Raw genomic sequence first — 18,540 nt, forward strand, 5'->3', positions numbered from 1 at the left:
GTGCGAATGCTGACATGAGTAACGATAAGGCGAGTGAAAACCTCGCCCGCCGAAAGTCCCAGGATTCCTGCGCAACGGTAATCGACGCAGGGTGAGTCGGCCCCTAAGGCGAGGCGGAAACGCGTAGTCGATGGGAAACAGGTTAAAATTCCTGTACTTTTATAGGCTGTGATGGGAGGACGAAGAAGGCTAGATTAGCCGGAGACTGGTAGTTCCGGTTTAAACGTGTAGAGAGAATCTCTAGGAAAATCCGGAGGTTCGTTAATCTCGAGACGTGACGACGAGTTGTTAACTTCGGTTAACGACGAAGTAATTGATGCCCTGCTTCCAGGAAAACTCTCTAAACTTCAGGTCTATAGGAACCGTACCGCAAACCGACACAGGTGGACAGGTAGAGAATACTAAGGCGATGAGACAACTTGGGTGAAGGAACTAGGCAAATTGGCACCGTAACTTCGGGAGAAGGTGCACCTTTTTTGGTGAGTGGGTTTACCCCATAAGCTGAGGGAGGTTGAAATAATCAGGTGGTTGCGACTGTTTACCAAAAACACAGCACTCTGCAAACTCGAAAGAGGAAGTATAGGGTGTGACGCCTGCCCGGTGCCGGAAGGTTAATTGAAGTGGTTAACTTGCGCTGAGATGGCTTTTGACAATGAATTAGAGAGAAGAATAATTCGAAGAGAAAGTTCAAAAGTCATGTCAGCGCAGGTGAAGCTGCGGATCGAAGCCCCGGTAAACGGCGGCCGTAACTATAACGGTCCTAAGGTAGCGAAATTCCTTGTCGGGTAAGTTCCGACCTGCACGAATGGCGTAACGACAGCCACACTGTCTCCACCCAAGGCTCAGTGAAATTGAAATCGCTGTGAAGATGCAGCGTACCCGCGGCAAGACGGAAAGACCCCGTGCACCTTTACTACAGCTTTACACTGGACTTTGAATTTAACTGTGTAGAATAGGTGGGAGGCGTTGAAGCGAGTTCGCTAGAATTCGTGGAGCCGACCGGTGAAATACCACCCTGTTAAAGTTGAAGTTCTAACCTAGGGCCCTGAACGGGCTTGGGGACAGTGTATGGTGGGTAGTTTGACTGGGGCGGTCTCCTCCTAAAGAGTAACGGAGGAGCACGAAGGTACCCTCAGCGCGGTCGGACATCGCGCATTGCGTGTAATGGCACAAGGGTGCTTGACTGCGAGACAAACACGTCGAGCAGGTGCGAAAGCAGGTCATAGTGATCCGGTGGTTCCGAATGGAAGGGCCATCGCTTAACGAATAAAAGGTACGCCGGGGATAACAGGCTGATACCGCCCAAGAGTTCATATCGACGGCGGTGTTTGGCACCTCGATGTCGGCTCATCACATCCTGGGGCTGAAGCAGGTCCCAAGGGTATGGCTGTTCGCCATTTAAAGTGGTACGCGAGCTGGGTTCAGAACGTCGTGAGACAGTTCGGTCCCTATCTGCCGTGGGCGCTGGAGATTTGAGAGGAGCTACGCCTAGTACGAGAGGACCGGCGTGGAGGTACCGCTGGTGGTCCGGTTGTTTCGCCAGAAGCATAGCCGGGTAGCTACGTACCGACAGGATAACCGCTGAAAGCATCTAAGCGGGAAGCCTCCCTCAAGATAAGATCTCCCGAGGATTTATTCCTCCTAAAGGTCCGTTGAAGACGACGACGTAGATAGGTGGGGTGTGTAAGTGCAGCAATGTATTGAGCTAACCCATACTAATTGACCGTGTGGCTTGATTTGAGAATCCTACTGGTTATTCTTTAGATGAATACTAGATAGGCTGAATAAAGCATATCCACATAAACACTTTTTACAGATTTTTTGTTTTGATTGTTAAAGTAAAGTAAATTTACTTGAATAAAGGTTTTACCTAAGTTTTAAAGAGATTTAGCGAAACTAAAATAGGATTCGCGCTGTTGATAAGGAGCGATGAATTTTATTTGAGATCAAGGCGGGTTAACTTTGAGTAGCGGAGTGTACTGGAAAGTACATGAGCAACGGAAAAGTTAAGCCAACGAAGAGATCGGATAAAAGACAAGCGACTTAGCGCAAAATGAATGCCTGGCGACCTTAGCGAATAGGCACCACCTGATCCCATTCCGAACTCAGACGTGAAACTATTCTGCGCCAATGATACTTTGGGGTTCCCCCATGGGAAAGTAGGGCATCGCCAGGCTACTGTTACATATAAAAAACCCGCTATACGCGGGTTTTTTGTTTTTAATCGGCGGCTTTTGCTTTGTTTATTGTATTGTTTTATGGTTAGCTTATCTTGAAAATTCAAACTCAATATAAACTGGAAGATTTTGCTTATGAACTTCCGGAAAAGTTAATAGCGCACTATCCAACCAAACAGCGCACCGATAGCCGATTGTTTTGTTTAAATAAAACGACAGGTTTCATTCAACATAAAAAATTCAAAGATATTTTAAATTTTATAAATCCAGGTGATCTGTTAGTTTTAAATAATACGCAAGTTATTCCAGCACGATTGTTTGCAAAGAAAACGACAGGTGGAAAAGTAGAAATTTTAATTGAAAAAATAGTAGATAAAAAACGTGTTTTAGCCCAACTAAAATCAAGTAAGTCACTTAAATTAGGAACTATACTTATATTAGAAACGGGTGTGAGTCTAGAAATCACTGCTCGATCTGAAAATATATTTGAATTAGTTTTTTTAATCGAACCTAATACCTCTATTTTAGAGCTATTAAATAAAATAGGTCATATTCCATTACCGCCCTATATACAAAGAGCAGATGAATTATTTGATTGGGAGCGTTATCAAACTGTTTTTGCATCTTCGCCAGGCGCTATCGCAGCGCCGACAGCAGGTTTACATTTTGATGAAGACTTGTTAACACAGTTAAAAGATAAAGGAGTAAATATTGCTTATATTACTTTACATGTTGGTTCAGGAACTTTTCAACCCATTCGCTGCGCACGTCTAGAAGATCATCGTATGCACAATGAGCATGTTACCGTGTCTGAAACGGTATGTGAACAGATAACCTTAACTAAACAAAATAATAAACGCGTTATAGCCGTTGGAACTACAGTAGCGAGAAGTTTAGAAACTGCGACTTTAAATAATCAGATTAAATCATTTGTTGGAAGCACACGTCTTTTTATTTATCCAGGTTTTAATTTTCGTTGTATCGATGCCATAATCACTAATTTTCATTTGCCGCATTCGACTCTATTAATGTTAGTGTGTGCTTTTGCAGGCTATGAGCGTGTTATGCAATCCTATCATGAGGCGATTAAACAGAATTATCGATTTTTTAGCTATGGCGATGCAATGTGGATTAATTAAAGAAGATTTCAATGGACAAAATTTGCGAATAAGCAACGAACCAGGTAAATTGCTTGGCTTAATATTATGATTCCCTCAGGAGTAAAGTATGAGTTTTTTTATCACTGATGCGTTGGCTATACCAGCCACACCTACTATTAGCCCTCAATCGAGTGGATTTTCTCAAATCTTAATTTTATTAGGCTTTGTAGTTATTTTTTACTTGTTATTATGGCGGCCACAAGCGAAACGCGCGAAAGAACATCGCCAATTAATGGCTAGCTTAGCGATAGGTGATGAAGTGACAACTACCGGTGGAATAGTCGGTAAGATTACCCGTCTAAATGATGATTTAATTACTCTGAAAATTGCAGAAAACGTGGAAATTAATTTACAAAAAGCGGCTGTTTCTAGCGTATTACCTAAAGGGACTATGAAGTCTTAAACCATTTATGCTCAATAAATACCCTCTCTGGAAAAATAGTTTATTACTGGTGTTGCTGATACTTGGTTTTATTTATGCAGCACCTAATCTTTTTCCAGAGCAGCCGGCGGTTCAAATTTCGCCTTCTACAGCGATAATGCATGTGAATTTGGAAGCTTTACAAACCAAAGTCAATGCCTTGATTAAAGCAGCACAGATTTTTCCTGTTAGTGAAGAGCTTAATCAGCAAACGCTTTTATTGCGATTTAATAACACGGATACACAACTTAAAGCCAAAGATATTTTATCCTCTGCCTTGGGTGATGATTATACGGTGGCCGTTAATTTACTGTCCTCGACACCACGTTGGATGCAGACAATTGGTGCGTCTCCTATGAAATTAGGGTTAGATTTGCGCGGGGGGGTACATTTCGCTTTAGAAGTCGATATTAATAATCTTATTGCGCAACGGATGCAAGGTTTAGCAAAGAATATTAGTGAAAATTTACAACAAGCTCGTATTCGCTATACAGAATTAATACCTAAAGAAAAGCAATTATCTATTTTATTTAGAGACATAGTTAATTTAAACCAAGCAAAAAAATTGTTACAGCAACAGTTTCCAGCTTTTGAATTTAGTGAAGCAACCGGAAATCCCAAACAACTAGTAGCTGTTTGGTCGAACCAAGGGCTTAATAATTTACGGCAATTGGCTATAGACCAAACCATCAATACTTTACGGAATCGAATTAACGAGTTGGGTGTCGCAGAACCTATTGTTCAACAACAGGGGAATAATCGAATTTTAGTCGATTTGCCGGGTGTTCAAGATATAGCACGAGCACAACAAATTTTAGGTGGAACAGCAACGATAGAGTTTCGTTTAGTGGATACAGTACATGATCCACATTTGGCACAAGTAAATAACACATCCCCTGTGGGCTCACAATTATATCAATATGAAAATCAACCCGTGTTACTAAACAAACAAGTTATTTTAACGGGTAATTCGATTACTGACGCTTCAACTAGCTTTGATGAATCGGGACGATCCGCGGTAAGTATAAGTTTGGGAGGAGGGGGTGAAAGTTATTTTCATCAGGTGACCGGTGAAAACATAGGTAAACCGCTGGCTATTGTGTATGTTGAAACTAAAAGCAGCGCAAAAGTTGTGAATGGTAAAATTATTCATATTCCTCGTAAAGTGGAACGAATTATTAGTATTGCGAGAATTCAGACCGCACTACCCCCTAATTTTCAGGTAACGGGTTTAACTAACCCACAAGAAGCATTAAATTTATCCTTGTTGTTACGCGCAGGTGCATTGCCAGCGCCTATTTATGTAGTCGAGCAACGAACCATAGGTCCACAATTAGGCGCTGAGAACATCCATAAAGGAATTATTTCTATTATTGTAGGATTTATTTTGGCCGTTGTGTTTATGGCTGTTTATTATGGTGTATTTGGTGTAATTGCTGATATAGCCTTAGCACTTAATTTAGTACTATTAGTCGCTTTATTATCTTTATTGGGTATGACGTTAACTTTGCCAGGTATGGCAGGGATTGTGCTGACTGTTGGTATGGCTGTTGATGCGAATGTCTTAATATTTGAGCGTATTCGTGAAGAATTACGCAATGGTGTGTCACCGCAATCGAGTATTCATGCCGGTTACGATCGTGCATTAATTACTATTATTGATGCGAATGTGACAACTTTAATAGTCGCATTAATATTATTTGGAGTAGGTACTGGCTCAATCAAAGGATTTGCGGTGACTCTAACCATAGGATTGCTCACTTCAATGTTAACCGGGATCATGATAACAAGAGCCTTGATCAATGCGTGCTATGGGGGACGTCCTCTAAAACGTTTGCCGATTGGTATTTAGTTTTAAAGAGTAAAAACAGTGGAATTTTTTAAAAAACAAACCCATATAAATTTTTTAGGCTTACGTCGCTGGGCGGTGGGTTTATCTTTACTATTAGTTATTATTTCAGTGGGGTCCTTAATCATCAAAGGTTTACATTGGGGATTAGATTTTACTGGTGGTAGCCAATTACAAGTTTCTTTTAATCATACGGCAGATATTCCTTTATTAAGGAAACAATTAGAGGCAGCTGGATTTAAAGATGTCTTAGTGCAAAGCTACGGAACATCACGTGATATATTGATTAGCTTGGCGCCTCATCAGCAGACTACACAACATGATTTAAGTGCACAAATTATAAATGCTTTACCCGGTGCTCAATTAAAACAAGTCGAATATATAGGACCTCAGGTAGGACGAGAATTAGCAACACAAGGTGCACTTGCTGTTTTTATTGCATTATTAGGTATCATGATTTATATCGCGCTGCGTTTTGAGTATCGTTTTGCTATAGGAGCGGCGATCGCTTTGATTCATGATCCTATCGTTATTTTGGGCATATTTTCTTTATTTGATATTGAATTCAATCTAACCGCATTAGCGGCAATTTTAGCAGTAATTGGTTACTCACTTAATGACACCATCGTTATCTTTGATCGAATTCGCGAAAACTTTCGTAAGCTTCGCAAAGGTACTGCAGTTGAAGTGGTTAATTTGTCTATAAATCAAACCTTGTCGCGTACTATCATGACATCCGCAACGACATTACTCGTTGTACTTTCGCTGTGTGTTTTTGGTGGAACAATGATTCATAGTTTCGCTTTAGCACTCGTAATAGGAATCGTTGTGGGTACTTATTCGTCGATTTATGTGGCCGGAATTATTGCCGTAGCATTAGGTCTGGATCGACGTAATTTTTTACCTTCAGTAAAAAATGTCGACGATAGACCTTAATTCAATATGCTTCTTTAGAATTCTTCGACGAGCTTGTATCTAAGTCTTTTATATTTTTACCTCCCTATAAACGCTGTTTAAAAAATATACGTTTTTTAATATTTATTTAAGGAAAAGTTGCTAATATAACTAACTGAAAGAATGATAAAACATACTGATTTCTCTAAAAGACTATCAATAAATAGAATCAGTAACTGAAGGAAAAAAATAAAAAAATGCCTACTTATCATCGAGAATTTACTAAAAGCTTTAAGATTTCTCCTGCTGATGACCAGAGCTTGATTGTGCATGATTTTAATAGAAACAAAGGACATATTTATATTAACGATAAATTGTTGGAAGAAATGTTTACTGAAATTACAGCAGATAATCTTGATCGAGTATGGAATAAGTTATTCGTAGGTGCTGGAAAAGAGGAATTAATTCACTGGAAGGATTTTGCTACTAAATATCTTCATCAGGGTGGTTTTATGTATCCACTCCAATCAATTGTAGCGGGATGTTTAGCAATGCCAAATTTAGGATACAGTACTGCATTCGCTCAAAAGGAATTACACTTTACATTTAATAAAAATGATTTACAAATCAAAGAAAATTTTACCTATACAAATTTACTAAATCCTGATGACTCCTTAACATTAAAGGCAAAGGAAGGTAGTTATCTATTTCGGGGGGAGTTATCACACAGTGTATTTGTTGATATAAATGATAAAAAAATTGCAAATTTTCAACATACTATTGCTGAGGTCAAACTCGATTATAAAGAACCAAAATTAAAAACACATCTCGATGAAAGGAGTGTAATTAAAAAAATAAAGGACTTATTCAAAGATTTTTTTAAAGACTTAATTCCTAGCTTAAATAACTATGCGTTCTTTAAGACTGTCTATAAAGGTAATTTTTGCTTATCAGAGTCTAAAAAAATAGAAGGTACTGAGTATATTAGAGTAACAAAATGAAAAAAGCTAAGCAAAAACTAAACTGAACGAATAGCTTGTAATACTAAAGGACAGAGCTTGGGGTTAGCGACAAGGATATGTCCAGCTTCAAAGTAGTTCTCACCGCCTTTTATATCACAAGCTATTCCACCCGCTTCTATAACCAACAAAACACCCGCAGCCATATCCCAAGGTGCAAGTTCAAGCTCTAAAGCAGCATCTAAGCGTCCTGCAGCCACATAAGCTAAATCAAGAGCCGCTGATCCGGTTCGGCGTATGCCACTGGCTTGTGACATCATGGTGCGTAAAGCTTCTTTATTGATTGATGCGGCCAGTGTATTAAAGCCACGGCTAGGAATCGAGATTCCTATTAAGGATTCTGGAATACTAGAACGTGTACTGACACGTAAACGACGCGTATAACGTTGTGTATTATCTAAATAAGCACCTTGGCCGCGGGTTGCAGTAAACCTTTCTTGACGTAAGGGATCATAGATTAAGGCATGTTCAATATAATTTTTTTCATTGTTTTTAATAGCGATAGATACAGCAAAATGTGGAAAATCATGAACATAATTACAGGTTCCATCGAGTGGATCAATAATCCAAGTATATTTATCTCCGTTAATCGGCTCGCTTTCTTCCGCAATGATCCCATGATTTGGATAAGCATCTTGGATAGTGGAGATAATAATTTTTTCAGCTTTTAGATCGATTTCAGTGACAACGCCGCGATTGTCCTGCTTTTGTTGCATACGAAGTCGGTCTAGACGGTTCAAACCATCTAAAATAGTCTTGCCTGCCAGACGGGCAGCGCGATCGGCGATATTTAGAAAAGGGTGCATGAGTATTGATGATAGAGTGAAAACTAATACTATATTTTTAAAAGTGTAAGATGATACCATAGCTTATGCATCTTAAATATCTTTAGATGCAGTCCGCCTTTATATGCAAATGGATATAGATTATAAAAAACCTACGTTGAAAGGTTTACAGGTAAAACCATGCCACTTTCACAAATACGGATCGTGCTCGTTAATACAACCGATCCTGGAAATATCGGTGCTACCGCTCGTGCGATGAAAACCATGGGTTTGAAACAACTTTATCTGGTAGAACCTAAGTCTTTTCCGCATGTGAATGCATCGGTGCGCGCGAGCAATGCGATTGACGTCTTAGCGGAAGTAACAGTCGTCGACCATTTAGCCACAGCGCTCCAGGATTGTCATTTAGTATTTGGTACCAGTACGCGTATCCGCGAGCTTAATTGGGTTTCTTTAACAGCTCGAGCAGCGGCTGAAAAAATAGTTATTAATCCTAAGCAGAAGGTAGCAGTAGTATTTGGGCGGGAACGATGTGGTCTTATCAATAAAGAATTACAACAATGCCATTTTCAAATTCATATCCCAGCAAACCCGGATTATAGTTCCTTAAACTTAGCAGCCGCAGTACAAATTGTTTGTTATGAGTTACGCATGGCTTTTTTACATGAAACTAAACTTGAGGAAAAAATCATCCAGTTGGCAGATGTCAAACAGCAAGAATATTTTTACCAGCATTTACATGACCTATTGAATAAAATTGAATTTTTAAAACCCATTCGTAGTCAGCAAATCATGGATAGACTACGTCGATTATTCAGCCGATCCGAATTAGATGTAAATGAAGTGAAAATTTTACGGGGAATACTCAGTACGATTGAAAAAAAATTAGCTTCTAAGTCATGAATATGTCTTTTGCATGAATAATCAATTTAATTGCGAACTACTTAAATCTAGCAAAAACACTCATGCTCGAGTCACTAAAATAACCACTGCGCATGGTAGTGTGCTAACTCCTGCTTTTATGCCTGTGGGGACGCGTGCTTTTGTTAATCATATGACGCCTCATGATCTGAAAAGTGTGGGTTCACAAATTATTTTAGGTGGCAATACCTATCATATGTTACTTAATCCTGGTATGGATATTATCTTAGCGAGTGGTGGGATGCATCGCTTAATGGCTTGGGAAGGGCCTATGCTGACTGATAGCGGTGGCTTTCAAGTATTTAGTTTATCTAAAAATGCCAAAATCTGTCGGATTGATGCGGATGGAGCACATTTTAAACATCCGATTACCGGAAAGGTGGTCCATTTGACGCCTAAAAGTTCTATCGAAGCCCAAAGAATTATTGGTGCCGATATCATCATGGCGTTTGATGAATGTACTCCTGAAAATGGGGGTAGAGATGCCGCTTTAGCGGCGATGGATCGTACACATCGTTGGTTATTAGCTTCAAAAGAGGCCTATTTCGCTGCAGATTCAGTTTATAACCATCAACAAGCTTTATTTGGAATTATTCAAGGTGGAAGTTTTAGAGATCTTCGCGAATTGAGTACGCAATTTATTTTAGATGCACAACTTGATGGCATTGCTATTGGTGGAGAAGTTATTGGTTTTGATATGCAAAAAACCACGGAAGTGATCGATTGGATTCGACCGTTATTACCGGAAAACAAAGTTCGTTACACCATGGGCGTTGGATTGAATCCACAAGATTTGATTGATGTGGCGGCCAAAGGAATTGATTTATTCGATTGTGTTGCTCCAACGCGCAATGCACGACATGGCGCACTTTATCATGGAAATATTATCAAAAAAGGTAATTGGTTAGAATTTATCAGTGAAAAGGATCAAGCAAGAATATTAATTAAAAAATCCATTTACGCAAAGGATGAAAATCCTATTTTAGTAGGGTGTTTATGCTATACTTGTCGGCATTTTACTCGGGCCTATTTACATTTTTTATTTAAACAAGGATCGTCTCTTTATAACCAGCTGGCATGCATACATAACATACACATCATGCACAATGTTTGCGAACAAATTCGACGTTTAATCTTTGATGAATAAGGGACAAAAAATTTTATTTTAATGGATTGCCAGCGGTAATTTTTTATCGTTGTCTGCGAAATAACATCGTTACAAAAGCAATGATGGCTAATATGATGAATATAAAAAAGATGATTTTTGCAACACCTGCTGCTACGGCAAAAACACCGGTAAACCCAATAATGGCTGCAATGATCGCAATAGCTAGAAAGATAAATGCCCACGCTAACATAATATTTCTCCTCTATTTAAATGGCTTAAGCTTTAAGGTTAGTTGATGAATCCAGTAGTCGCAAGTGGCGGTATGCATTCTTAGAAAAGTGTCGCCATATTTTGCTCGTTTTGACACCAGGAGTATAAAATATGTCTATAAACGAATCACAAACGATAGATACTATCTTAAAAGAAATCAAAGTTTATCCCCCGTCAAAAAAATTTTCTGATCAGGCGATGATTAAATCGATGGCTCAATATGACGAGATTTATCGCTACTCTATGGAGCAGCCCGAACAATTTTGGGCGAACATTGCCAGCGAATTACATTGGATGCAAGCTTGGAAAAAGGTATTAATTTGGGAAGAACCGTATTCAAAATGGTTTGCAGCAGGTAAAACCAATCTAGCTTATAATTGTCTCGATCGACATCTTGAACACTATGGCGAAAAAACCGCATTGCTTTGGCAGGGAGAGCCGGAAGAAAAACGTCAATTTACTTATAAGGAATTACATCAAGCGGTTTGCCAATTTGCTAATGGTTTGAAAAAACTAGGTGTAAAAAAAGGTGATTGCATCACGCTGTATATGCCGTTGATACCAGAGCTTATTATTGCCGTATTAGCTTGCGCGCGTTTAGGAATCATTCATAATGTGGTGTTTGGCGGCTATTCAGTACTAGCCTTAGAAGCGCGAATCCAAGATTCAAAATCTAAATTTGTGATTACAGCAGATGGTGGTTATCGGCGTGGCAAGATTATTCCACTTAAGCAGGTTATGGATGAAGCGTTACTCAGTTGCCCGTTGGTAGAAAAAGTTATTATTTATCAAAGGACTCATGCTGAAATTACTTTAAAAGTAGATCGTGATGTTTGGTGGCATGATGTGATAGCAGGGCTTGACCAAAACTGTCCTGCTGAACCGATGGATAGCGAAGATACGCTTTTTATTCTTTATACTTCAGGCTCTACCGGAGTACCAAAGGGGATTTTTCATACAACTGCCGGCTATATGGTAGGCGCTTATTATACTTCCAAGATAGTTTTTGATTTAAAACCGCAAGATGTGTACTGGTGTACTGCCGATGTGGGTTGGATCACTGGCCATACCTATGTAGTTTATGGACCATTGCTGAATGCAGCGACGGTGCTTATCTATGAAGGGGCCCCTGACTGGCCTAAACCGGATCGTTTCTGGCAGCTTATCGAATCTTACCGAGTCAGCATTTTTTATACGGCTCCCACAGCAGTACGTTCTTTTATGAAATGGGGAGATGAATGGATAGACAAAAAAGATTTATCAAGTTTAAGACTTTTAGGCAGTGTAGGTGAGCCCTTAAATCCAGAAGCTTGGCTTTGGTATTTTGAGAAAATTGGTAACAAACAATGCCCCATTGTAGATACTTGGTGGCAAACGGAAACGGGGTCGATTATGATTGCGCCACTTTCTGGAGCAACGCCGACTAAACCAGGTTCTGTGGCAAAACCCTTACCCGGTGTGGAAGTTGATATTGTGGATCCTGCGACGGGACTTAGAGTAGAGCAAGGAAAGGGAGGTGCATTAGTCATTCGTCGACCTTGGCCGAGTATGTTACGCGGTATTTGGAATGATCCAAAAAGATATGAAGAACAATATTGGAGTAAAGTTCCCCATGCTTACTTTTCTGGAGATAGTGCACATTATGACACACAAAATTACATTTGGATTATGGGGCGTACCGATGATGTGATCAAAGTTTCTGGGCATCGTTTAGGGTCAGCAGAAATAGAAGCGGCGTTAGATAGTTATCCTGCGGTTGCCGAATCCGCGGTAGTCCCTATTCCGGATAAAACTACCGGTCAGGCTATCGTTGCTTTTGTTGTGTTAAATGATATTGAAAAACCGACGTCAACATTAAAAACAAATATTATGAATCAAGTTCGAAGTACTATTGGTGCTTTAGCATTACCAAAGCGCTTAATTTTTACTGTTGCCTTACCAAAAACGCGTTCTGGAAAAATTATGCGCCGCTTATTACAAGACATCGCTGTGAATCGTCAAATTGATCAGGACACATCGACACTAGAAGATTTCTCAGTTCTAAAACAATTACAAGAACAACAAAAACAACAAAACGGAGAATCGAATAGCCATTATGCAGAATAAAAATATCATCATTATTCCAGCACGTTATCAATCCAGTCGTTTTCCAGGAAAACCATTAGCATTGATCAAAGGTCATAGTTTGATTTACCGAGTTTGGTCTATTGCAAAAACTATTAAAGGGGTGGATGAAGTCTATATTGCAACGGATCATGTCGATATACAAACACACGCTTTAGGTTTTGGTGCTAAAGTTCTGATGACTGAAGAATGTAATAATGGCACCGAACGTATTTTTGCCGCACTTGCGTTATTAACAAATAAACCGGATATTATTTTAAATTTGCAGGGAGACGCCGTGCTAACTCCACCCTGGGTTATCCAAGCGTTAATCAATGCCATGATCAATAATTCTCAATTAGAAATAACAACACCAGCAACCCTAATTACTACCAAGCAATACTCTCTTATGCAAAAGGCTAAATTAAAAGGTGAGGTGGGAGGTACAATGGTTGTATGTGACAAAGATTTAAATGCTATGTATTTTTCTAAAAGTATGATTCCCTATTTAAGAGATACGCAAATGCAGTTGCCACCACTTTATCGGCATATCGGACTGTATGCTTATCGTTATTCAGCACTCGAAAAATATATTTCATTATCGCCCACCCCTTTAGAAAAATTAGAAGGCCTAGAACAATTACGAATACTGGAAAATGGTAAACCCATTCGAGTGATATTAGTGGATTATAAAGGACATACTCACGCTTCGATTGATAGTCCAGAAGATGTTAGTAGAGTTGAACAGTTAATAGAAACAGAAGGTGAATTAGTAACATTGTAGTAGAAATGATATGAAAATTATTTTATCTCGACATGGTAATACCTTTTCTGCAAGCGATCCGGTGGTTTGGGTGGGTGCTACACAAGATTTACCTCTTGTTGATTCAGGTATATTGCAAGCCAAATGTTTGGCGCAAGCATTACAAAAATCAGAGATACATCCTAAGGCAGTGTATTGTGGTCCTTTAAAGAGAACACGTGATTATGCGGCTGTAGTTTTAGAACAATTACATTCTTCCTTAAAACCAATTATAGATGCGCGTTTAAATGAGATCGATTATGGAAATTGGGCCGGTCTTAGTAGTACGCAGATTCAAGAAATTGATGAAGGCGATGAATTGGCTGCTTGGGAAAATTTAAGTGTATGGCCCAAAATTGCTCGGTGGTCAGGATCCCCAACGCAAATGATTAAAGAAGTTAAAACATTTAGTAAAGCGCTAGTTGCTCAATATGATCCAACAGACACTATTTTAGTAATTACTAGTAATGGTCGGCTACGTTATTTTTTAAAACTTATTCCGGGTCTTTTTGAACAGCATGTGCGGAATAAAGAATTTAAAGTGGCTACCGGAAATATATGTTTGTTAACTTATGAGAATAGAAAATGGCAAATAAAATTTTGGAATAAAAAACCTGAATATCTTTTGTTATAAAATTTTCAAATCATATCAATTTTTTATTTAACAAAAAAATTAAAATAGGTATTTTTATAAGGTTCGTTTTTTAAAGTAAAATGCCACCATTCAGTACTTAATGGCATAAAACCATACTGCAACATCAATTTACGTAATAACATACGGTTTTTAAATTGTTTTGGAGTAATATCGCGATTATCTGGATGTGACAAAGGATCTAGAAAATCAAAAGATGTCCCCATATCCAGCATTTTGTTGGTAGCAAGATCTATAATGCTTAGATCCATAGTGCTTCCTCTGGTATGGCCTGAACGACGCGCAATGTAACCGCGTTTAAAGAGCTCATTTTTATCAATGTGTGGATAAAACAAACTTTTCGTCTTCTCATCACTATTTTGACTCCATTGTACAAAATCTTCCACCGCCATCTGTGGTCGATAACAATCATAAACTAATAGACCCAAATTTTGCTTATTTAATACCGCTTGTACCTTAGATAAAGCAATAGCAGCCTTATGAGTTAATATGCAGACCGGTTTTTTATAACCGATAATGGGGCGACCAACAAAATTATTATTACTAAAATAACGTATATCTTGTTTAATGTTAGGAATGATCTCAGTGACATAAACAAAATTATTAGGCTTTTCTTCTGCAAAAACATCCATAACCATAAAAACCAGCAAGAAAAAAAATATAGGATACTTAGTGAAAACTATTTTACACATAAAAAAAAGAATGATGAGAAAGCTGTATTTATTTAAACACAGAATTTTTTTTCCTGCTACAGAGGATAAAAAATTTTTAACAAGAACCTACTTTTAATTGACCATTACAATTGTTAAGTTTTTTAAGTTCATCAATAGTATAAAATAAAGAATAATCTGAACTAATAATATTTTTACCGTTTTGGTCATAATGCGCGTTGTAACTTCCGTTAGCGACTTCACTGCCGTCAGATTTTTTACAATGTACATAAATACCACAGTTATCACCTATTGATTTTGTTCCAAAAGCGGGGTAACAGCTTTTATAAGCGGAAGAGGATTTCCAAGCCGCTTGACATTCTTCTGTAGTCACAGCAAAAGCACTCGAACTTAAGATTAATAAACCGATCGTTAAGCCGGATAAGAAAAGTTTCATGACACTCCTTATATGATGAAGATACTTAATGAGAATTATAGAAGAAATTTACAAGGTTTAGCCGGTTAATATTTGTGCTTTTTAAGTGAGAATACAAAATTGCTAATCATGTCTAAATTAGCTACAATTCGGCTCCTTCCTTTAGAAGGGCCCTTAGCTCAGTTGGTTAGAGCAGCGGACTCATAATCCGTTGGTCCTAGGTTCAAGTCCTAGAGGGCCCACCAGTAAAATCAAGTACTTAAGCTGCTTTTACTGATTCTTGCAACAGATAACGGTCCAATTACCGTGAGTGATTATCGTAATCAAGCTTGGTTATGTGCGTAATTAATAAACCGTTATCTTCAATAATATACGATGTACGGAGATATTTTTCATGGCATTGCCAAATAACAATCTAGAACAAGTTGTACCTATCAAGTTTTAAGTTTAGCCTACTTAAAGCTTGATAGTTGCGTTATAACTAATTTTTCCTTCCGAAACAATTGAAGTAATAGCGGTATTATTCTGTACAAAGATTTGGTATAGCAACACGAGTGAATAAGTGTGGTTGTGCAATAGTGCTGGATGGGTATGCATTCAGCCGGCTATGAAACTCTGGACTTGAAAAAGCCGCACGGAAAAGTTCAACAGATTCCCATACTGCATAGTTAAGAAACATGCTGCTTCCAGCAATAGCTCGGTGCAGCTGTGTCGAAATATAACCAGGCTGTTTTTTCATCCAATTTGCATCATCTTCCCACGCACTAAGCAATGCATCGATATCGTTTGGGTCGACTTTAAAAATATTTACGAGAATGACAGGGGAATCAGTAGAATTGAACTGTTCATTAATAGGAAACTGAGGGTCAAGAGGCTGAATCGTAAGCATAGGAATGGCTCCAAATTATTTTGGCTAATTATATTTTTTTTTATTCGGGAATACAATAGTTGCTAACTACTCCTTATAATTCCCTAGCAAAGAGAAAGAATTTTTTGATAGCAATGCATTTTTTTAGGTTAATATTGTATATTTTGTTGAAAAATTTAGGCCTGAATGGATTTAAAATAGCATTGTTCCTTTATAATAGTATAATAGTTGCAGCAGGTGATTCAATAGCATCAGCCATTCTCCAGGCAATGTCCATAATACATCTGATATTTTACGAATTTACGAAATAACAGTAAAATCAAACGTCTTGGCTAAGTATTAGTGGCTACGTAATTTAACTGTGTTAAATATCAGCAGTACATGTCCTTGATCATCATTTTCTTGTTTAGCATAAACACGGATATTACCATGCGCACCTAAGGCTTTGGCTTTATATTTCGAGATAAACCATATTCCGTGTGTATCTTTAACGGGTGTTCGAGTGCTGATAATTCCTTGACGGTCTTTTTTTGGCACGATGCGTGCATTGGTAATAATAATGTCTTTAAAGTGATCATACGCATTTTCTTGACAGCGAGGAAAATCATCGTGTTTCAATTTGAATTGCGAAAACAAATTGTACGCCCCACTTATTTTGACTATCGCACCATCTTTGCTACCAGAGTAAGTGCCGGAACGCCATGTATAATGTTCAGATAGATGCAACTGAGCGGGTGTGAACAGAGCAGATTTTTTGTTTATGTTCGACCAGATTTTTTTTGTGGTACGAGGAAAAAAAGCAGCGTTAGAAGTTTTCTTTGTTTTTGCAAAGCTTGATGCCGTAATTTCATTTACAGACCGAACTGAATATGGTTGATAAGTCGCGAACCAACCCTTTAAAAACTTTAATGCTTCTTCGTGCCGCAACTGATCAATTGCTGTAACTTGAGTGATAGTCATAATATCTTCTTTGATTTGCACAGAAAAATTATCACTGAAGCAATTTATTAATAGTTTACACATCTCTTCTTTTAAAACATTAGGTATATTAACTAACTGAATAATAAAATTATATCTCGTTACCAAATCATTTTTATTTATTTCTTGAATTTCATATTCAGGTTTTATCTGGATGGAAGAGAATAATTCGGCAAGTTGACACATTAATTTATATTTGTTTTTTATGTTTTGTAAACGACTTATATAAGAGGTTGTGATTTCATTAATTTGTATATCGGATAAAAGTTTAGTGAAGAATAAAACGACTTCGTGTTTATTGTAAGCTGTAATTTTGACATGTTCATACTTACAAAGTACACACACCAATTCTTTTATTAATCGGGAAATAGGTATACCTTCGAAGAGTTTATGTTCTCTCCTGGTATTTCTTCTAAATATATTCAAATGAAAATAATAAACTCCGGTGTTATCAATATTTATCCTATTCCAGTCAGGTAGTCCTATCTCGTGCGATAGGGTGTTTAATGATTGTCTACCTATCTGCATTATTTTGCTTTTCTTATGTTCAAGCTGACGTTGGTGTAGGCAATCAACTATATTATTATAAATATTAAAAACGAGATGAAATGCATGCAAGTTGGCATCTGTAACTTGGTTATTAAAATATCTTCTTAAACAGAATGCCAGTGTGCCTGAATAGAATAAAAAATAGAGTAATTTTCTAGTATTTTGTAAATTTTGTTTAATTTTTTTCAGGTCTTGAAGAGCCTCAACTGCTTCATTGCGGGTCAGTAATCTTTGAGGTTCGCGTAATAAAAGAGCGTGCGGAGAATTTGTCCCATAAAATAGCTGAGGAAAAAATTTAAAAAATAGAGGTGTTGCAATATATTTATTCATCAAGACGAATAAACTAAACATTAGTAAATAATCTTCGATATTTAGCGTAAAATCATTATGGAGAGAAGTATCCACTTCAGAAGATAAAGTTATGCTTTTATAATTTTTATCTGATTTCTGAGCCAAATAGTTAAATAATTCGTTAAAACAAGTCAAAAGTGGATTTAGCAAAACTAGCCAGTAGTTGAATACAAATTTGTGAATAGGCCAAAATTTAGTAATAAGTATAAAACTTAAAAATCCACCTAATGTAGATCGATTAATTCTAGTAGCTAATACATTAATAGTATCGATATAGGTTTCTAGTTCAGCTAGCTGCTCTACGGTGGGCGGTTGTTGTTGCTCAATAGCTCTATTTCTTCTTTTAGACATATAAGTATCCTCTAGATTTTTGTTGAATTTAATTTGGTATACTGAAATGTAAAATTGTGTAGGATAAAATTTTTATTGTTATTAGGTACTTACAATTTTTTTATTCTAAGCAATTTAAATTATTTAGTATTGTTTATTTTTTAATCTTCTGTAGTCGAGGCAGTTTGCACACCGGGATGGTTAGCAATCCGCTAAA

Annotated in this window: 16 protein-coding genes, 1 tRNA gene and 2 rRNA genes (1 of these 19 only partly in view); 13 read left to right on the forward strand and 6 right to left on the reverse strand. The window is 37.8% G+C overall.

What is annotated here, in order from left to right; genetic code table 11:
• From AAHI99_RS01290 to AAHI99_RS01320, 7 genes are all read left to right on the forward strand, one after another.
• A 23S ribosomal RNA gene (locus AAHI99_RS01290) occupies positions 1 to 1,740 on the forward strand (it extends 1,370 nt beyond the left edge of the window).
• A 320-nt stretch (positions 1,741 to 2,060) separates the two neighbouring features.
• Positions 2,061 to 2,176: ribosomal RNA gene (gene rrf / locus AAHI99_RS01295) — 5S ribosomal RNA — on the forward strand.
• 102 nt (positions 2,177 to 2,278) lie between these two features.
• Complete coding sequence (queA, locus tag AAHI99_RS01300; protein ID WP_342228336.1) at positions 2,279 to 3,316, forward strand: tRNA preQ1(34) S-adenosylmethionine ribosyltransferase-isomerase QueA; 1,038 nt, start codon at positions 2,279 to 2,281, stop codon at positions 3,314 to 3,316.
• A gap of 88 nt (positions 3,317 to 3,404) precedes the next feature.
• Positions 3,405 to 3,740, forward strand: coding sequence for a preprotein translocase subunit YajC (gene yajC / locus AAHI99_RS01305; RefSeq protein WP_342227886.1), 336 nt, complete (start codon positions 3,405 to 3,407; stop codon positions 3,738 to 3,740).
• Positions 3,741 to 3,747: 7 nt separating this feature from the next.
• Positions 3,748 to 5,610 carry a protein translocase subunit SecD gene (gene secD, locus AAHI99_RS01310; protein WP_342227887.1) on the forward strand — a complete coding sequence of 621 codons (1,863 nt, stop codon included), beginning with the start codon at positions 3,748 to 3,750 and terminating at the stop codon, positions 5,608 to 5,610.
• Positions 5,611 to 5,628: 18 nt separating this feature from the next.
• Entirely contained in the window at positions 5,629 to 6,543 is a 915-nt protein-coding gene (secF, locus tag AAHI99_RS01315) for a protein translocase subunit SecF (protein ID WP_342227888.1), read from the forward strand.
• Positions 6,544 to 6,758: 215 nt separating this feature from the next.
• Positions 6,759 to 7,502, forward strand: coding sequence for a hypothetical protein (locus AAHI99_RS01320; protein WP_342227889.1), 744 nt, complete (start codon positions 6,759 to 6,761; stop codon positions 7,500 to 7,502).
• 17 nt (positions 7,503 to 7,519) lie between these two features.
• Here AAHI99_RS01320 and AAHI99_RS01325 read toward each other — a convergent pair whose 3' ends face one another.
• Positions 7,520 to 8,326, reverse strand: coding sequence for an inositol monophosphatase family protein (locus AAHI99_RS01325; protein WP_342227890.1), 807 nt, complete (start codon positions 8,324 to 8,326; stop codon positions 7,520 to 7,522).
• A 159-nt stretch (positions 8,327 to 8,485) separates the two neighbouring features.
• On the opposite strand from AAHI99_RS01325, the gene AAHI99_RS01330 reads away from it, so the two are divergent.
• Together AAHI99_RS01330 and tgt are read left to right on the forward strand one after the other, a co-directional pair.
• Complete coding sequence (locus AAHI99_RS01330) at positions 8,486 to 9,208, forward strand: RNA methyltransferase (RefSeq protein WP_342227891.1); 723 nt, start codon at positions 8,486 to 8,488, stop codon at positions 9,206 to 9,208.
• A 13-nt stretch (positions 9,209 to 9,221) separates the two neighbouring features.
• Positions 9,222 to 10,373 (forward strand): tRNA guanosine(34) transglycosylase Tgt, encoded by a 1,152-nt coding sequence (gene tgt / locus AAHI99_RS01335; RefSeq protein WP_342227892.1) that lies wholly within the window; start codon positions 9,222 to 9,224, stop codon positions 10,371 to 10,373.
• Between the two features lie 43 nt (positions 10,374 to 10,416).
• Here the strand turns inward: tgt and AAHI99_RS01340 are convergent, their stop codons facing one another.
• Positions 10,417 to 10,584, reverse strand: a complete 168-nt coding sequence (locus AAHI99_RS01340) for a DUF1328 family protein (protein WP_339050890.1) — start codon at positions 10,582 to 10,584, stop codon at positions 10,417 to 10,419.
• Positions 10,585 to 10,715: 131 nt separating this feature from the next.
• Here AAHI99_RS01340 and acs point away from each other — a divergent pair, with 131 nt between their 5' ends.
• Genes acs through AAHI99_RS01355 form a run of 3 tightly spaced genes read left to right on the forward strand, consistent with a single transcriptional unit; the run spans position 10,716 to position 14,143 of the window.
• Complete coding sequence (gene acs, locus AAHI99_RS01345) at positions 10,716 to 12,710, forward strand: acetate--CoA ligase (RefSeq protein ID WP_342227893.1); 1,995 nt, start codon at positions 10,716 to 10,718, stop codon at positions 12,708 to 12,710.
• Positions 12,700 to 13,491, forward strand: coding sequence for a 3-deoxy-manno-octulosonate cytidylyltransferase (kdsB, locus tag AAHI99_RS01350; RefSeq protein WP_342227894.1), 792 nt, complete (start codon positions 12,700 to 12,702; stop codon positions 13,489 to 13,491). The genes acs and kdsB overlap by 11 nt, the downstream gene beginning before the upstream one ends.
• A gap of 10 nt (positions 13,492 to 13,501) precedes the next feature.
• Complete coding sequence (locus tag AAHI99_RS01355) at positions 13,502 to 14,143, forward strand: histidine phosphatase family protein (RefSeq protein ID WP_342227895.1); 642 nt, start codon at positions 13,502 to 13,504, stop codon at positions 14,141 to 14,143.
• Positions 14,144 to 14,166: 23 nt separating this feature from the next.
• On the opposite strand, the gene AAHI99_RS01360 is transcribed toward AAHI99_RS01355, so the two are convergent.
• Together AAHI99_RS01360 and AAHI99_RS01365 are read right to left on the reverse strand one after the other, a co-directional pair.
• A complete protein-coding gene (locus AAHI99_RS01360) occupies positions 14,167 to 14,799 on the reverse strand; it encodes a M15 family metallopeptidase (RefSeq protein ID WP_342227896.1) in 633 nt (210 codons plus the stop codon).
• A gap of 130 nt (positions 14,800 to 14,929) precedes the next feature.
• A complete protein-coding gene (locus AAHI99_RS01365) occupies positions 14,930 to 15,268 on the reverse strand; it encodes a hypothetical protein (protein WP_342227897.1) in 339 nt (112 codons plus the stop codon).
• A gap of 147 nt (positions 15,269 to 15,415) precedes the next feature.
• Here AAHI99_RS01365 and AAHI99_RS01370 point away from each other — a divergent pair.
• Positions 15,416 to 15,492, forward strand: a tRNA-Ile gene (locus AAHI99_RS01370).
• Positions 15,493 to 15,767: 275 nt separating this feature from the next.
• On the opposite strand, the gene AAHI99_RS01375 is transcribed toward AAHI99_RS01370, so the two are convergent.
• Positions 15,768 to 16,136, reverse strand: coding sequence for an antibiotic biosynthesis monooxygenase family protein (locus tag AAHI99_RS01375; RefSeq protein WP_342227898.1), 369 nt, complete (start codon positions 16,134 to 16,136; stop codon positions 15,768 to 15,770).
• A gap of 318 nt (positions 16,137 to 16,454) precedes the next feature.
• The gene (locus AAHI99_RS01380) at positions 16,455 to 18,344 is read right to left on the reverse strand and encodes a hypothetical protein (protein ID WP_342227899.1); all 1,890 of its coding nucleotides are present in this window, start codon (positions 18,342 to 18,344) and stop codon (positions 16,455 to 16,457) included.
• Positions 18,345 to 18,540 lie beyond the last annotated feature (196 nt).

The organism is Rickettsiella endosymbiont of Rhagonycha lignosa (assembly GCF_964031165.1).
Classification (GTDB): Bacteria; Pseudomonadota; Gammaproteobacteria; order Diplorickettsiales; family Diplorickettsiaceae; genus Aquirickettsiella.

Excerpts from the sequence above, each read along its gene's own strand:
- yajC (WP_342227886.1), top strand. The coding sequence starts at position 3,405 with ATGAGTTTTTTTATCACTGATGCGTTGGCTATACCAGCCACACCTACT.
- secD (WP_342227887.1), top strand. The coding sequence starts at position 3,748 with ATGCTCAATAAATACCCTCTCTGGAAAAATAGTTTATTACTGGTGTTG.
- AAHI99_RS01320 (WP_342227889.1), top strand. The coding sequence starts at position 6,759 with ATGCCTACTTATCATCGAGAATTTACTAAAAGCTTTAAGATTTCTCCT.
- AAHI99_RS01325 (WP_342227890.1), bottom strand. The coding sequence starts at position 8,326 with ATGCACCCTTTTCTAAATATCGCCGATCGCGCTGCCCGTCTGGCAGGC.
- AAHI99_RS01330 (WP_342227891.1), top strand. The coding sequence starts at position 8,486 with ATGCCACTTTCACAAATACGGATCGTGCTCGTTAATACAACCGATCCT.
- tgt (WP_342227892.1), top strand. The coding sequence starts at position 9,222 with ATGAATAATCAATTTAATTGCGAACTACTTAAATCTAGCAAAAACACT.
- AAHI99_RS01340 (WP_339050890.1), bottom strand. The coding sequence starts at position 10,584 with ATGTTAGCGTGGGCATTTATCTTTCTAGCTATTGCGATCATTGCAGCC.
- acs (WP_342227893.1), top strand. The coding sequence starts at position 10,716 with ATGTCTATAAACGAATCACAAACGATAGATACTATCTTAAAAGAAATC.
- kdsB (WP_342227894.1), top strand. The coding sequence starts at position 12,700 with ATGCAGAATAAAAATATCATCATTATTCCAGCACGTTATCAATCCAGT.
- AAHI99_RS01355 (WP_342227895.1), top strand. The coding sequence starts at position 13,502 with ATGAAAATTATTTTATCTCGACATGGTAATACCTTTTCTGCAAGCGAT.
- AAHI99_RS01360 (WP_342227896.1), bottom strand. The coding sequence starts at position 14,799 with ATGGTTATGGATGTTTTTGCAGAAGAAAAGCCTAATAATTTTGTTTAT.
- AAHI99_RS01365 (WP_342227897.1), bottom strand. The coding sequence starts at position 15,268 with ATGAAACTTTTCTTATCCGGCTTAACGATCGGTTTATTAATCTTAAGT.
- AAHI99_RS01375 (WP_342227898.1), bottom strand. The coding sequence starts at position 16,136 with ATGCTTACGATTCAGCCTCTTGACCCTCAGTTTCCTATTAATGAACAG.
- AAHI99_RS01380 (WP_342227899.1), bottom strand. The coding sequence starts at position 18,344 with ATGTCTAAAAGAAGAAATAGAGCTATTGAGCAACAACAACCGCCCACC.